Below are 15,135 nucleotides of genomic sequence, written 5' to 3' on the forward strand. Positions count from 1 at the left end.
CATACAGCATCCATTTAGCTTTTCCGGTTGTCCCCTTAACTGAGCTGCGGGACGATTAAAATTGAGTCTCTGACTCTCTACTCCATAGTTATTTAAATCAATTCAGGCTTTATTTTTCCAGTTAGTCAGCCAATTTAGATCGTTTCACTCTTCTCTAGTATTCTTACTTTTTCCTTCTCCATAGCTTCAAGAATTGGGATGGATCTATGGCTACAGCAAACTGGACCGGCATATTGTTTGGCCAAATTCGAATTCATAAATTCATTAGCCCAAAACATGCTGGGCCAATACCTTTTGTACATCGTAAACATTGACCGATTTGTTGATTTTTTTTGAGATGGAGGGAGCCTGTTCACTAGATATCCAAATTTTCAATTCAGCATCCAAATCAAAGGTTCCTGATGTTTCAATACTAAACCGACTAATACTTTTATAAGTAATAGACAAATATTCCACTTTTTTTCCTGTCAAACCTTGTTTGTCCACTATGATTAAACGTTTACTGGTAAATATGAAGGTGTCTCTGATCAACTTAAAGCCTATTTCTATTTCTTCATTATTTACTAAAAGCTGCCCATAATCCTTGTTTAATTTTTCCTGATCTACGGCTCCGGCATTACCTAGCAATGATGAAAATAATCCCATTTGATTCTAATTAAAAATTGATAATAAAAATTCCTTAAACCTAATGATAACTTCTGTCCTGCACAATACCCCACATAGGGTATTTTTACTCATCACCCTAAAGCAAAAAAGTGTCGGCTTTGAGGAGGTCTTCTAAGATATTGTTATGAGTAATGGAATTACAAATAACAGAGATAGGAAAGTGGAATCACAGACTATACCTATTCTAGGGTGAACCTTCTTTTACAGCCTGTGCTGAATTCTTTCCTAAACCTCATAGTAGACCCTAAAGGTTTTGGACCTTGTGCGCGGGAGGGTAGTTGCGCTCCCCCCTATGCGGGAAAGGCTGTGGCTTTATGGGCCTTGGTCGACTATTCGACTAGATATTGTTTTTCTTTTTTAGGTATTCTTTGGCAATAGCAACTTCCGGTCTATCAGAATTAAGCCCCAGTTTCATTAATTGAAAATAGTAGGAAGCAGCGAGCTTTTCATTACCTGAATTCTTAGCTGCAGTTGCGGCACCATAAACTCCATTGAACCTGTTGGGATGTTGTTTTAAATCATATTCGTATGCAGCCAATGCCTCTTTTGGTTGGTTGGTTTGTAAGAGCATATCACCAAGCAATTCCCCTGCAGGTATTACCTCGCCAGGAGTTACCGGATGCTTATTTGTGTTATATTCCATTTCAGCAGCTTCCCTCATCAATTCGATCGCCATGATTTGATCATCTTCAGCAAGAGCTATCCATGCTTTGATGGTTTTGATCTGAATATTGACCTGATTGGCTTGATAATTATCCTCAGCATTCATCAGTTTCTTTCGGTTGGCAACCAGTTTTTCCATTTCTTTTTTTGAGTCTGTAATATGGCCCAATCTGACTGAACCCATCGCTCTTGCATAGATAAGTATTGATTCTTGCCAAGGCATTAAACTCCAGCTTAACTCCAGTTTTGGCTTTTTCAAAGTAGCAGCGGCTTCCCAATTCCTACTTTCCAATGCGATTCGTGCTGGAATTGCAGCAGCAGAATAAGCGACTTTGAAATTGATCGGAAATACTTTTTTAAAGGTCTTTAGGTATTCGTATTGTTCATTAGCTTTGTTCAAATCGCCTTTTTGTAAGTAGGCATATACCAGATAGTCCATTCCATGTAGTTCTTCATCCCAGTGAGCTAGAGGGGCTATACTTTTTGAATAACACCGTGCTGAGGCTGTTGAATTGATGTTTGAACTAATGGACTCATCCCAAAGACCAAGACGAGTGAAGATATGTGATGGCATGTGCTGGGCATGTGCAGATGCAGGGGCAATTTGGGCATATAGTCGGGCAGTTGGTAGGGCCAATTCGGCTAGCCCCGGATAGTCATAATTGTGAATGATATAATGTGCGATCCCTGGATGATTAGGTTGATTTGGATATATTGACTCTAGTATTTCTCCTGATTTTCTTTGGACGGCATATGTCTTGTCCGATGGATCAGCAGTGGCACGCAGTGCAAGCGCGTAAAAAATTGCAGCTTCTTCATCTTTCGTATAGGTTTTATAAACTTTGTACATTTCTCTTTCAAATCGCTGCACTCGTTCTTGATGAGTAATGTTTTTCCAGTTATCATAGAAAGCACTAAGGGCCTTGATATACGCATTTTCGCGTTCGTTGGTGGAAATAGATTTGGCTAGCTTTAGCACTTTAGTACCCTTTTCCAGGTACGCTGTTCCGGATTGGAGCCATAGTGAATGATAATTACTCATTGCCACTCCCCAATATGCCATGGCACATTTCGGATCGATGTCTAATACTTTTACAAATGCTTTCTCAGCTTCGGTATATTCAAAAGAATGTAAGAGCGAAATAGCTAAATCAAAAGTTGATCTAGCATCTACGTTACATGACAGTGCAAAACTAACCTCACCAAACTCACCACTTCCGCAAAGTGTGATTTCACCTCTTAAAAGTCCAAGGTCGCTAGGCTCAGGTGGCTGAGGCTTTTTACCTTGACATCCGACCAAAAAGGCCATTATTAATATGGTTAAAAGTCTGATAGCATTTTTCATAATGAAGTTATTTGTTCTTTTAACCAATGAGAGCTAACATTGTCGTGAATGGGCAGTTGTGGATAGGTTTGTCAACTTATATCCACTATCAATAAATTTACCTAAAAAACACCAGATATAGAATAAGTATTTAGCTTTCTTAGGGAACGGTTCTATTTCATTTTTGGAATCATTCTCAAACAATCTAATCAAGTCCCCATTCCCAACAAAAACTCCACCTAAGGTGTTTTTATCCATCCCCTAAAACAAAAAGCGTCGGCTTAGGTAAGGATTTTAAAAGCATATCTTTTACTGGAATTCCAAACACCCTAAATAATGAGATGAAGCAACTTACTCCACCTAATCTTAGATTTCTGGGAAATAATAAAGTCCAATTATGGATATTTAAAATGCCAAAACCCTTTCTATTAGCCAAAAAGCCGCTACTGCCCCGATGGAATAAGGAGCAAGCTTGGAGACCTGTTTTCTATTTGGGACAATGGATTTGACCAATTTTAGTACGATGAGCATGATGATTACAAAAAGAATTTGGCCCACTTCAACACCAATATTGAAAGTGGCCAAGGCTAGAGGAATTTCGTTTTGGGGTAGGCCTATATCTTTAAGCGCTCCTGCAAAACCAAATCCGTGCAAGAGACCAAAACTAAAAGCTACCAACCATGGCTTCTGACTGGTAAGAGAAGGGATTCCCTGTTGCACTTTTAGGATTTCCAAGGCTAAAAAAACTATGCTCAAAGCAATCACTGCTTCCACTGGGGGACTGGGCAAATTGGCAATTCCCAGAGCTGAAAAACTGAGTGTGATACTATGGGCCAAGGTAAACGATGTGATGGTTTTTAAAAGTTTCTTAAAACCTATAGTGATCATAATCAGTGCCAGGACAAATAAAAGGTGATCGAACCCAAACAGTATATGCTCAATACCTAAGCTCGTATAAGTTTTAGCCACCATCCATTTACTTGAGCTTTGGGGTACAGTTGCGATATTATGGGTAGGTTGCAGCAAAAAACTATAACGCTGTCCATTTAGCAAACGAATATCAGTCAGGACATCTATTCCAGTGGTATTGAGTTGATGGATGGAAATCTGCGTATTTGATAAACTCTGCTCAGCAGTAAGCTTATAGGTATACAACACATAAGCTTCTAAAATTCGCGGAGGAACGGTTTCACTTAGCTTGAAACCTTCTTCAAACTGGGGTTGAATATCCAATACCCTCTCAACAGTTCTGGGTACTTTCCAAAGGACAGTGTAGGACTTAGGCGATTGCTCCTTGATCAGTAGGTAGGCAGGACGTATTTCGTGTGCCCTAACAGAATGCATACTGATAAAAAACAGGATTAATATAGTTATTTTAATTACAGGCTTCATCTCTCCACATAGCTTTTTTTAATTCGCTCAGGCATATGCTTTGAGGTGATGATCACAGGGTATTTTTCCAATAAATCCCGGTAAACCTGTTCCTGAGTCTTCAGTTCGGTCTGGTACTCATATTCTTTTTCAACATAAGGCTTTATCTTTTCAAAATCTGCCCACCTTCCCGTATCTTTTTTTGAAACAAAAACCAGATGTTGACCAAATCCAGATTCTACAGGACCAGTCCATCTATTGATCGGCAAAGTATCCAATGTGGAAGCAAAATCACCTCCAAAAGCTTTGTTAATATCTGCTTCAGTGCGGTCTTCCCACTTGTTGGGAAGAGATAATTTAAGCTGTAGGGATTTTGGAATACCTTGGCCATCGTTCATTTCCTGCATGGTCCATTCCATTTCTTCTTGGAGGTTACTTTCATTATTGGTGAACAGCACCTGATGAAATGAATAACTGTCAGGAAACTGAAACAAGCTTTTGTTTTTATCATAAAAAGCCCTCAGTTCTCCCTCATCAGGTGGATTGATCATGGCATTTAAATCATTTGACACGGCCTCCATCTTTTGTGAAAGACGTCTCTTTACGATGATATCATTATGATCCAAATTTAAAGCAAGCGCTTCTTTGTAAAACACTTCCTGTCTAAGATACTGATCGATAAATGCCTTTATTTCCTGTTCATTTGGATCTCTTTTCCATTGGTTTTTCCATAGACCAAGCAAATAATCGTACTCTGCATCATCGATTACTATAACATTACCAGATTGGTCATCTGTTTTATTCAGGTAATAGTATCCAAAAATCATGAAGCCCAACAACAAAAAATGCACTAGGGGTTCCTTTATAAATTTTTTCATACGAAGCTTTTAGTTCTTTGGTTCTATCCAAATCGGACTTGCCCATGCACGTTCTTGAATTACTCTTTTGGTATCTTCTGGATAATGGACATCTGGATTTCTTATTTCATCCCATAAACTATACCGGGCTGTTGGCAATTGTATTACCCTCACGTAATAATAAGCATTTTGATTCGGATCAAAGTCTGGATCTTTCCATACCGCCATTAGTTCAGGGGCACCTTTCTCTTTATTGAATTCTCCTGTCTCCATGTTCACTGGAGCATCTATGGGCGTAACAGTACCATCAGCTTTTAAACGGTTCTCCGAAGCAGTCACATTATAGACTTCATCCTTCATTTCACCATTCTCTACCCACCCTTTGATGATCTGTATACGGTCCAGGTTTGGTGCTATAGGATCTTTAATTGCCCAGACCAGAAACTCCGGTGCCTCCGTGCCCTCATAATTTTGTCCCATGGGTACCCCCTTGGAATACCCGTCTTTTATCATTTCCTCATAAGAATCATAGGTGTTTTTATAGCCATTACCTGCAAAAAAGCGAACTTTGATCCTAGGGCCAGAGGTGGCAAAAGACTCCCGGTTGTGCATGCCATCCCATATGGCTTCTCGGGTATTGGATGTTGCCCAAACACCCGTCAAGCCTCCTGGATTCATGTCCCTATTGTACATTTCCCCGTCTTGCTCATTTCTTGACCGGTCTAATGCCGTTTGGTCTGCCATACCGTGATGCCCCACATAATTGAACTCTTCTACATTGGACATAGCGCCATTATGACTATCAGTCCCCCCTACAAAGCCATATTTGAAAGGGTTAATTCCTAAATCCTCATAATACTTGATCCCCCTGTTTAACCCATAACGGATAAAGTTATGCTTTTCGAATATTCTACCGTAATATTCTTGGAGTGAAACGGCATTTTCAAAATCTGCAAATTCATCATTTGGCCAAAAATCAGGTACAACCTCAGAGTTTCCTTTGGTTTGCATCATTTCCAGATTTCTCTCAAAATGTTGACGTGTCTTTGCATAAGTTTCATCTATTGGTTTATTGTTCATGGCCACCTCTGGAAAAAGCATTCCCTTACTTTCGTTGGGATTATGTGGATTGCAAAACACCTTTACGCCATTGGCTTCCTGAGTTTTCATCCAATCCCATAATTCTTGAGGTGAAGGCCCTTCATTGGCCGAAAATGGCATATCAGGCAAATTGGTATCCCTAAAGAATACGTTCCTGTGTAAGTTGGCTGTATTGGGGGCCGAACTCCACTCATATGCATGGATGGTCGTAAACTTCCCCGGGGTGTAGTGCTTTTCGGTAGCCTCAATATTCACCTGCCACTGCGATTTTACGGCTTCATATCCCTGCCAAAAATCAGGATGGGCATCTCCTCCTGCCAATGCATCAAGGACATACTTTTTGTAAACAGTCAATGCCGTTTTTAGATCAGGAGCATTACGCATGGCCTTTGCTGCTTCACTGTCATAACCAGGAGTTCCTTCGTTCATTAAGGTATAGGCTTCGCCTAGAAACTCAGCATGGTCTGTCACTGCTGCCCAGTCCAGAGGCCTATTTATTCTATGAGGCTTTCCATTCACAATAACTTCTTCACCTTGTGCAAATCGATAAGCATCATCTGGCGTCAGGCGCGTACCCGCTATAAAGGCATCCATTGACGCAGCCGTATGCAAATGCTGTTCCCCAAAATAGGCCTCCTTAAGTGGGTTTTCAACAATATCGTAAACTGATCCATTGTGATTGTATGCTACTTTTTCTGTTTCCTGATTACTATTGTTCTCTGAACTCTCCCCTTTTTGCTTCTGATTACAAGCAATTACCATCAGGAATAAAGCTATCATTCCAATATTTTTCATGCTTTTGTTTTTTTAAGTGCTAGATTAACCTTTGAAAACAATTGAGGCCGTCTTGCTTAGTGAATATTTATCTGATGGTCTAGTAAGGCATACCACCAAATGCATTGAACACTCTTCCTCTGATAAACGTTAGTAATGGTTTGTTTATCGGATTTTAAAAGTCCGTAATACGGCCAACTTTAAAGATGTTTAATAATAGTTATTTATTTAAACATCAATGTCTTAAGTTATTAAAAATAACTAAAACATCATTGATAAGTTATGGGAAACTATAATAGTTTATTTAATTAATATAGCTATCCAACTATCCTCCCGGTCTAGGTGTATGAGGTGGCCTCTCCACCAATTTGGTCGTGTCCTGAAATAGGTTTACAATTTAATTGAAAATTGTAAACCTATAATCTGACAAAATGAAGGATTTGGAAAGGTTTTCCGAAAATGCATGTAGATAAATTGTAAGCGAAGTTCTCTCCGGTTTCGTGTCTAAAGAACAGGCAAGAAATTTTTATGGTATCAGGAGCAAATCCGATATATTGGAATGGATGAGGATTTTTTCTGGTCTGCTCAGAAATGCCCCCAGTTGGGCCTAGTCAAAAACAATTAAAAATTGAACCCGAAATGCAGCCCTGGTTCCCCAATAAAAAACTTGGACCATTTGTCATCCAATTGCTTAAAGGAATCCGGCATTTCAGTATGATATGGCCGATGGGTAATAGCAATGGACGGCTCAATGAAAAACCGATCTTTAAAAAGTTTTAAATGATAGCCCAACCTATAGGTATTGAATACTTGAAATCCATCATCAATTTTCCTTCCTGTTTCATTGATGAATGATTGCCATGCATTCATAATGTGTATGCCCGAATAGAGTCCTTTCCACCAATAATGCTGATAAGCTAAAGCAAAACCATATTCTCTAATATATCCAGGAAATTTTTCTTCAGGAGCTTCATATGAAGGCCCATAAGGAATTCCCAATGGCCATGCATATTTCCACGTTTTTAACTCTAGAGAGACCACATCCTTGCCTGTGATTCTATAACCCAAATTTAACTGCACGAAATCTGGCCTGTTTGTAGAACTTAAATTGCCCAAGATAAAAAATGTACTTCCAATAAAACACTTTTTATAAGTGCTGTCTTGCTTAGCATATTGAGCGTTGATTGGAAATGAATATGATAAAAACAATACAATACCCATTAATAAAATCTTCATTTGCATATCTTTTTCTGGTTAGATGATATTGCAAAATTAGATGGGGGATAGGGCTAAAATCGTTCACTTAAGTTAATAAAGATGTCTTAAACCTTGTTGCTTTTATGAATTCTCGCTCTCAGTCTACTCAACGATTGGGGCTTAATCCCCAAAAAACTTGCTAATTGATATTGGGGCACTCGCTGCAATAAATCTGGGCGGTTTTCTAATAGATTTAAATAGCGCTGTTCAGGCGAAGAGACCTTAAAGGCATCAAAATCGACTTGATGTTTGGCCAAGAGCTCTTCTGATAATACCCTGCAGAGTGTTTCAAACTTTGGGAAGCTCTGGAAGATCTCCAGTTCCATATCAGGATCTGAAACGATAAGGATACAATCCTCTACACAGGAAATATAGTATTCAGAGGGTTCCTTGCTCAGGACACAGAGAGGAGTTATTCCCTCCATTTCCGTATAAAAAGCAGTTGTTTTTTCTTCTCCTTCCACATTATAAAAAGTGCGAATGCAACCTTGCAACACAAAGTAGCCATTTTTTGACCTTTGTCCCTCTTTTAACAAAACCGTACCTTTTTTAAAGGAGTGAAAAATGTTTAAATCTATTAATGCCTTTTTTTCATCCTCTGAAAGGGTAATGTATTTTGATAGGAAGTCAAATAGTAGGTCCTGCATTGTACTTTTTTAAATTATTACCAATTGCTAAAATATGTATATTCTGAAGTCGAATATAACCATTTTGCTAGGTTGTTATGCTTTTACTGTGGCCTTGTATAAAAAATATATCGAGTAACCATATCATCCTTTTGCTTACGGACAACTGTACATCTCCCAGATTTCTATACCCCATCTAAAACTTCCATGCTCCCAATTCCTTTCAAATACTCTTCTATAGATTTAATTTCCATGTAGCTTTGAGTACTGCACCCAAATTTCTATGATAACCCTTTTCTTCAGCAAAGAATTGCTTTCCAAATACAGAAGTAAAACTGTGTTGATAGTTAACCTGAAACCTTAAAAGTAGAACGTCAAAAATATAGTACCCAACTTGGAATTCGCCAAGTGCTCCTATGTCGAAATGCCTAACAAAGCCCGTAATTTCATTTATATCCGATTCCATAGAATTAGGGATATTGGTTATTGGAACTTCCGCAAATGCTTTTAGTAACCTTGAAGGGATGACTCCCACATTTCCATTGATAAAGAATCGGGATAGCTTATCATATACACCAACTTTAAGTGGGATTGAAAGATAATTAAAGTTATAGGAAATTTGTACTCCATTAGCACTGTTGATTTTGAAACCTCTCTGTTCGTAGTTAGCATCAATCCCATATAAAATATGATTAGGAGCCTGGTATTCATAGGATATACCAAATTTCTTCCCTATTTTTCCATCGGTATTCCTAAAAGACTTACTCGAAAGATTACTAAAAACTAATCCTCCATCTAAGCCTATAAAATGGTTTTGGGAGAATGCATTAAATGGAATAAATAATAGTAAAAAATAAAAGAGATATTTTTCCATAATCAGAATTATTAAATATTAGCCTATAGCAGGTGGAACAATATAAAGTTTGAAATCTAGTTATCCATATATGAACATCTAAGTATAGCTGATTAGCGAAGGTGTAGACTCCATTTAATCCATAATTTTTGTCCAAATTTCTTTATTGGGCCTCCTTTCAAAGCTTTTTATATTTACGGGATCAAGTAATAATTCCACCATCTTCTAGTAAAGCTTTATCCTAGATTCACCTTCCCTAGGTGTAGATTGCATCTACACATTAATATTCCATATCGAAATAATATCCTGCAGCTCAATAGATCATTTGCAATGGCCATATTACAAGTCCAATAATCTTATACCAGTAAACCACTTTGGCAAGCGCACTTCCCGTTTCCTACTTCGTACTTCTAACTTCCAATCTCCTTGCCCTGTTGTCCTGTCAGCTGAGCTGCAGGACATCCTAAGGTTGAGTCTCCGACTCAGGTACTTTTATCTATTTCCATCTTCCCTAGGTGTAGATTGTATCTACACCTTAATATCAATAATTACCAAATAAGATCCCTCACGTCAATAGGCCATTTGCAATGGCCAAAAACAAGTACAATAATTGCTTAGTGGTAATCCACTACGATAAGCCCACCTAGGGTGTCTTTACCTATCCCCTAAAACAAAAAAGCCTCGGATTGAAATTCTCATTTACCTTCTCAACAGTAATCCTTTTAATTGGAGAAATTTACAAGGAGTAGTATTGCCACAGATGTTGTTATTCCTATTATCGAGAAGATTAGAACCTGGGGCTTATGTATCTGGCTTTGAATTCCAATTTTTTTTGTCATCAATCCGAATATTAAAACCCCAATTGAACAAGACATCAATGTTATTGCAGCTGTTAACATGGAGAAGTTTATGAGAATTGAAGTTCCAATAATCACGAATAATAAATTTCCAGCGTAACCCCTAAAGCGGATGCTATCTGATAATTCAGTATCGTTTGATTGGTTCACAGCTAGGAACGTAAACCCAACCGTTCCCCCGATAATTAGTAATACAGCCGTTATTGGATGTTCGAGCATCTTTTTGGGGTGTATTTATTACAGTGGTATGGTATAAACGGATTACGAAAGGAGCAGGGAAATTCACTTTTCATTTACCATAAAGCTTATTGGTAGAAAGATATTTGATATTAATTACCTAACCCGCATTACGCTTATACAATGTTGTAGGTAGTATTTCATTTGGATCTACTGCTTCAATTTTTCCATTTCTGTTTACAATCATTGGACTTTTCTTTTGTTTTTTGAATTCGACAAGCCTTTTGTAAGTCTCTTCAAGTCCCTTAACTATTCTGTCCCTTTCCTCTTTTAACTGTTCTTTATTGTCCATTATATTTTTCTTTTAGTTCACTCCATTTTTTAAAATTATTGACGGTCTCTTCACCCAGAGCTCCTTCTGCTATAATTTCATAATTATCACCCGAATTATTTACAAACAGCCAGTTATCAACCCTAGGGAGAAAAAGATTGAAAAAATTGTTCAACCCACTGGTATATCTTCTTCTTATTACTTCCTCAGGAATAAAGTGGCCACCTTCTTTCACTCTTGTCTCCACTCTGGAAATTGCCAATTCTTCAGAATCCAGCCAAAAAAACAAACAAGTTACTTGATATCCCAACTGCTTGGCTTTTTCAATAAATTTAACGTAACTCCTAGTAGAAAGTGTGGTTTCGAATGCAAAACTTTCACCGGCTGCTAAAAGATTCTTAATCCTTATTAACATTAATCTGCCAGCTTCTATTCCTGCTTTCTCCGGTTGGAAGGGAGATAATCCTCTCGCAATTTCATCTGCATTTACAAACTCTTTGCAGTCCAGGATTTCTGGCAAAATTGTATAAGAGGCTGTTGTTTTTCCAGCTCCATTACATCCTGCTATGACGTATAATTTTTTCATCTAAAGCAAATATACGATTAACTATGGATTTGGGATAGCTTACAAGTGCAGCATCTCTTCACTTTTGGTATTGTTCATTTTTGGCTTAATCCAAATACGAACTAACCTAGCCTAAAGGTAGGCAGGAAAGATCAAGATGCAAATAACCTTCCGCCCACAAGGCCAAACGCCGGCCCGGATTTGCATCGGCCACCGCGCCCTACTTCATAGTGTTTGCAATATTATGAATATTATTTGCTTCGAACTTTTTTCCACTTCAAGCATCTCTGTTGTCCCGTCAGTTGAACTGCAGGACGATGAAAATTGAGTCTCTGACTCAGCTATTTTTATTCATTGATTGTCCAGCCAGCTTGCAGATAAGTCTCTCGGTCTTCTCACATCGGACATCCGACTTCCGACACCGGACATCCCGCACCCCCTGGCCCACGGCATTGCGAGGAGCCCTGCGACGCGGCAATCCCGTGTTTATCCTACGTCATTGCGACGACTGTAAGGAGGAAGCAATCTCCCCTCTAATATACGTTACTTCCGACTTCGTACCTTGTACGCTGTTGTCCTGTCAGCTGAGCTGCAGGACATCCTAAGGTTGAGTCTCCGATTCAGGTACTTTTATCTATTTCCATCTTCCCTAGGTGTAGATTGCATCTACACCTTACTGTTAATTATTACCAAATAACATCCCTCACGTCAATAGGCCATTTGCAATGGCCAAAAACAAGTACAATAATTGCTTAGTGGTAATCCACTACGATAAGCCCACCTAGGGTGTCTTTACCCATCCCCTAAAACAAAAAGTCCCGGCTTTGACGAGGTCTTCATGGACAAAGTTTTCATTACTGGAATTACCAATCCCCGCTTCTTACATCCAAAACTCAGCATTCAGTTAAAACTTTATTTCTTATATTTGAGTATAACTTTTACAATATGGTTGATATTATAAAAAATAATAAACAAGCTTTGACTGCTTTATGCCAAAATTATGGAGTCAAAACCATGCATATTTTTGGATCTGCCTCAACTGATCAATTTAATGAATCTAGTGATATTGATATATTGGTTTCTTTCAAAGAGATGTCCATTGAACAGTACACGGACAATTATTTTAATTTACATGAGGATTTGGAGAAACTATTTTCCCGTAAGGTTGACCTAATTACAGAAAGGTCTTTAAGCAATCCTTTTTTTATTGAGGGTGTGGAAAAAACCAAGCAGCTATTTTATGCAGCATAATATCAAAAAGTATCTTTTGGATATTGCTACATCTATTGAAACGATCAATGACTTTCTTGGGGATGAAAGGGATTTTAAGGAATATGAATCCAACAAACTTTTGCGAAGGGCAGTGGAAAGGGAATTGGAAATAATAGGAGAGACAACGAATCGTCTTCTTAAAATTAAGCCAGATATTGAAATTAATGAAGCTAGAAGAATTGTTAACCTTAGGAATTGGGTAATCCATGCATATGATAATGTTGATAATATTATTATTTGGGGCAGGCATTGTATCCAAAGATCTTCCCATACTTTATCGACAAGTAAATAAACTGCTCAATAGTTGATTTATTATAGTCCTTATGAGGGTAGCATTATAACCTAAGGTTTTTACCCATCCCCGTAAACAAAAAGCCCCCTGTTGTCCTGTCAGCTGAGCTGCAGGACATCCTAAGGTTGAGTCTCCGACTCAGGTACTTTTATCTATTTCCATCTTCCCTAGGTGTAGATTGCATCTACACCTTAATATCAATAATTACCAAATAAGATCCCTCATGTAAATAGGCCATTTGCAATGGCCAAAAACAAGTACAATAATTGCTTAGTGGTAATCCTCTACTATAAGCCCACCTAGAGTATCTTTACCCATCCCCTAAAACAAAAAGCCTTGGCTTAGATGAGGTCTTTATTGAAACAGTTATAATTTACAGGAATTACAAATTCCCAGAATAGTAGGGTGGAGAGGCTGACTCCACCCAGTCGGGGGAACTATCGGGTGAGGTAATCCCTCTATTATTTTGATAAAACTTTACAGAGCCAATTGTCCCATTGTTCTTTTTCATTATTAGGGGGCTTGACTTATCTTGGACCCTACAAAAGGTTGACCCCAATAAAAAACAAAAAAGATAAATAAAAAACTTTTTCATAACACTCTATTCTATTCGTTTATAAATGAAAGAATTGTATATCCCCAATGCCTGGAGATCCAACCGGAGTTTGTTGTTCTTGTCAAAAAACTCATATCTGTAACGGATAGTTAATAAATATCCATTCTCCCTATAGATCCCCTCATAAAGCAATGAATCATCAATCCAATATTTCTTAGTAAAATAAGTTTGTTTTTCATAATCACACTCCCTTAATACACTATCAACAAGATATTCGGAATACGCAACAGGATTAACAACTGGCTCCATATTTGGCCAATTCCCCATTTCAATAATTTCCCATTTACCCAAGATAGCCTTTGCGGGATCGGGTTCCACATCTACTTTTTGACAGCTAGAAGTAATCAATGCCCAGCCGATCAAAAATGTGAGTAAGAAAATAGCTTTTAGATTTTTCATGACTTGTATATTTTGAACTAATCCTATTTCCTAAAAGTCAATAATTGAGACAGCTCTTTTGTAAAAAAAGAAATCATCAAAAATGCAGAGCTTAATTACAATACTAGACGTAAAATCTTCTAAGAATGCTACAATACAAAAGCAGTGGGGTATTTTTCACCAAACCCCCACAAAAAAAAGCCCTCCAATCGAAGGGCTTCCATTATTTATTGAATAGGGTTTAAACAACTTATCACAATTTCTCAGCTTCTCTAATTTAAGAACTTTGAATGTTTAAATCCTCTAGAGGCTATCTGCTTTAAAAGAACTATTGGCCCATAAGAAAAGCTTTCCCCATAATTATCCCTATCCCAGGACCACTCGTTCAACACTGCATTTAGATTCACCTGCCAAACATAGGTCTGACTCTCCTTAATGGTTTACCCTCTTTGGCAGGCTTGGCTGTTCCAGCCGTCAGAATGCTTAGTTATTGTGCGTTCGTATTTTTATGTTCAATTCTGTTTTTTTTCTATAAATTCCAAAACAAAATCAGCTCTTTCACTTACAGGTTTCTTTGGTATTTCGGCAATGTCATATCCGTAACTTTTGTATGTCTTGCACATTTGTTCAAATGTCAAAAGCGCTTCTTTCCAATCTTGTTTTCGCTCGTTATTGGTTTCATAAATCTCTTGCCAAGGCGGAAGCATAAATATACTCTTATTATATCTCCAATTTTCCGCATAAGACTTCATTCGTTCCGTTATTTCCGATTCAATTAATTCTGCATAACAAATTGTATCTAAAAATCCGCGGTCAAAAAAAATCGGTTTTTCTTTATTCGTGTTTTTGTCAATTTCTTCAAAACTGATTATCGAACGGTCAAACATCATTTCTTTATACAAGTTTTTGTTTTCCCAAGGCAAAGCTTTTCCATTGTCTTTTTGTTGTTCTCTTATTAATTCACGAGCGATTTCAGGAACAATTTCATAATTTCTACTTTTTAGTTCCTCCAATAAAGTTGTTTTTCCTACTCCTGGACCTCCTGTTATGACATAGAAATTATTGTTTTCCTTTAGTTTAATCATTGTCGATATCGGTTCGTTTTATATGGCGCCTAACGGGGTTCAGCTTGGAAACGGCGGGCATTAGAAGCCG

The 15,135-nt window shown here is 38.0% G+C and carries 16 protein-coding genes; 2 read left to right on the forward strand and 14 right to left on the reverse strand.

The genetic code is table 11. The features are described from left to right. Positions 1-264: 264 nt before the first annotated feature. The 11 genes from H7U17_RS05495 to H7U17_RS05545 all read right to left on the reverse strand — a co-directional run bounded on the left by H7U17_RS05495 (position 265) and on the right by H7U17_RS05545 (position 11,443). Positions 265-645 (reverse strand): PH domain-containing protein, encoded by a 381-nt coding sequence (locus H7U17_RS05495; RefSeq protein WP_186755641.1) that lies wholly within the window; start codon positions 643-645, stop codon positions 265-267. Between the two features lie 358 nt (positions 646-1,003). Continuing rightward, entirely contained in the window at positions 1,004-2,674 is a 1,671-nt protein-coding gene (locus H7U17_RS05500) for a tetratricopeptide repeat protein (RefSeq protein ID WP_186755642.1), read from the reverse strand. A 384-nt stretch (positions 2,675-3,058) separates the two neighbouring features. After that, positions 3,059-4,045, reverse strand: a complete 987-nt coding sequence (locus tag H7U17_RS05505) for a HupE/UreJ family protein (protein WP_186755643.1) — start codon at positions 4,043-4,045, stop codon at positions 3,059-3,061. Next, positions 4,042-4,902: a peptidyl-prolyl cis-trans isomerase gene (locus tag H7U17_RS05510; RefSeq protein ID WP_186755644.1), complete on the reverse strand. Its 861-nt coding sequence runs from the start codon at positions 4,900-4,902 to the stop codon at positions 4,042-4,044. The genes H7U17_RS05505 and H7U17_RS05510 overlap by 4 nt, the downstream gene beginning before the upstream one ends. 9 nt (positions 4,903-4,911) lie before the next feature. Continuing rightward, positions 4,912-6,777, reverse strand: a complete 1,866-nt coding sequence (locus H7U17_RS05515; protein ID WP_186755645.1) for a DUF3604 domain-containing protein — start codon at positions 6,775-6,777, stop codon at positions 4,912-4,914. A gap of 600 nt (positions 6,778-7,377) precedes the next feature. Beyond that, on the reverse strand, positions 7,378-7,998 hold the full coding sequence (locus H7U17_RS05520) for a hypothetical protein (RefSeq protein WP_186755646.1): 621 nt from the start codon (positions 7,996-7,998) through the stop codon (positions 7,378-7,380). 80 nt (positions 7,999-8,078) lie between these two features. After that, positions 8,079-8,660 carry a Crp/Fnr family transcriptional regulator gene (locus H7U17_RS05525; protein WP_186755647.1) on the reverse strand — a complete coding sequence of 194 codons (582 nt, stop codon included), beginning with the start codon at positions 8,658-8,660 and terminating at the stop codon, positions 8,079-8,081. Positions 8,661-8,874: 214 nt separating this feature from the next. Then, the gene (locus H7U17_RS05530; protein WP_186755648.1) at positions 8,875-9,513 is read right to left on the reverse strand and encodes an outer membrane beta-barrel protein; all 639 of its coding nucleotides are present in this window, start codon (positions 9,511-9,513) and stop codon (positions 8,875-8,877) included. A gap of 701 nt (positions 9,514-10,214) precedes the next feature. Next, positions 10,215-10,568 (reverse strand): hypothetical protein, encoded by a 354-nt coding sequence (locus H7U17_RS05535; protein WP_186755649.1) that lies wholly within the window; start codon positions 10,566-10,568, stop codon positions 10,215-10,217. Between the two features lie 118 nt (positions 10,569-10,686). Beyond that, entirely contained in the window at positions 10,687-10,878 is a 192-nt protein-coding gene (locus H7U17_RS05540; RefSeq protein ID WP_186755650.1) for a hypothetical protein, read from the reverse strand. Further along, positions 10,868-11,443 (reverse strand): zeta toxin family protein, encoded by a 576-nt coding sequence (locus tag H7U17_RS05545; RefSeq protein ID WP_186755651.1) that lies wholly within the window; start codon positions 11,441-11,443, stop codon positions 10,868-10,870. The genes H7U17_RS05540 and H7U17_RS05545 overlap by 11 nt, the downstream gene beginning before the upstream one ends. 924 nt (positions 11,444-12,367) lie before the next feature. On the opposite strand from H7U17_RS05545, the gene H7U17_RS05550 reads away from it, so the two are divergent. Then, on the forward strand, positions 12,368-12,673 hold the full coding sequence (locus H7U17_RS05550) for a nucleotidyltransferase family protein (RefSeq protein ID WP_186755652.1): 306 nt from the start codon (positions 12,368-12,370) through the stop codon (positions 12,671-12,673). Further along, positions 12,663-12,986, forward strand: coding sequence for a HepT-like ribonuclease domain-containing protein (locus H7U17_RS05555; protein ID WP_222439142.1), 324 nt, complete (start codon positions 12,663-12,665; stop codon positions 12,984-12,986). Before H7U17_RS05550 ends, H7U17_RS05555 begins: the two co-directional genes overlap by 11 nt. A 382-nt stretch (positions 12,987-13,368) precedes the next feature. On the opposite strand, the gene H7U17_RS20710 is transcribed toward H7U17_RS05555, so the two are convergent. From H7U17_RS20710 to H7U17_RS05565, 3 genes are all read right to left on the reverse strand, one after another. Beyond that, positions 13,369-13,497, reverse strand: a complete 129-nt coding sequence (locus H7U17_RS20710) for a hypothetical protein (RefSeq protein ID WP_262891697.1) — start codon at positions 13,495-13,497, stop codon at positions 13,369-13,371. Between the two features lie 90 nt (positions 13,498-13,587). Next, positions 13,588-14,001 (reverse strand): hypothetical protein, encoded by a 414-nt coding sequence (locus H7U17_RS05560; protein WP_186755653.1) that lies wholly within the window; start codon positions 13,999-14,001, stop codon positions 13,588-13,590. A gap of 491 nt (positions 14,002-14,492) precedes the next feature. Continuing rightward, complete coding sequence (locus H7U17_RS05565) at positions 14,493-15,065, reverse strand: AAA family ATPase (protein WP_186755654.1); 573 nt, start codon at positions 15,063-15,065, stop codon at positions 14,493-14,495. Positions 15,066-15,135 lie beyond the last annotated feature (70 nt).

The organism is Echinicola salinicaeni (assembly GCF_014280965.1).
Classification (GTDB): domain Bacteria; phylum Bacteroidota; class Bacteroidia; order Cytophagales; family Cyclobacteriaceae; genus Echinicola; species Echinicola salinicaeni.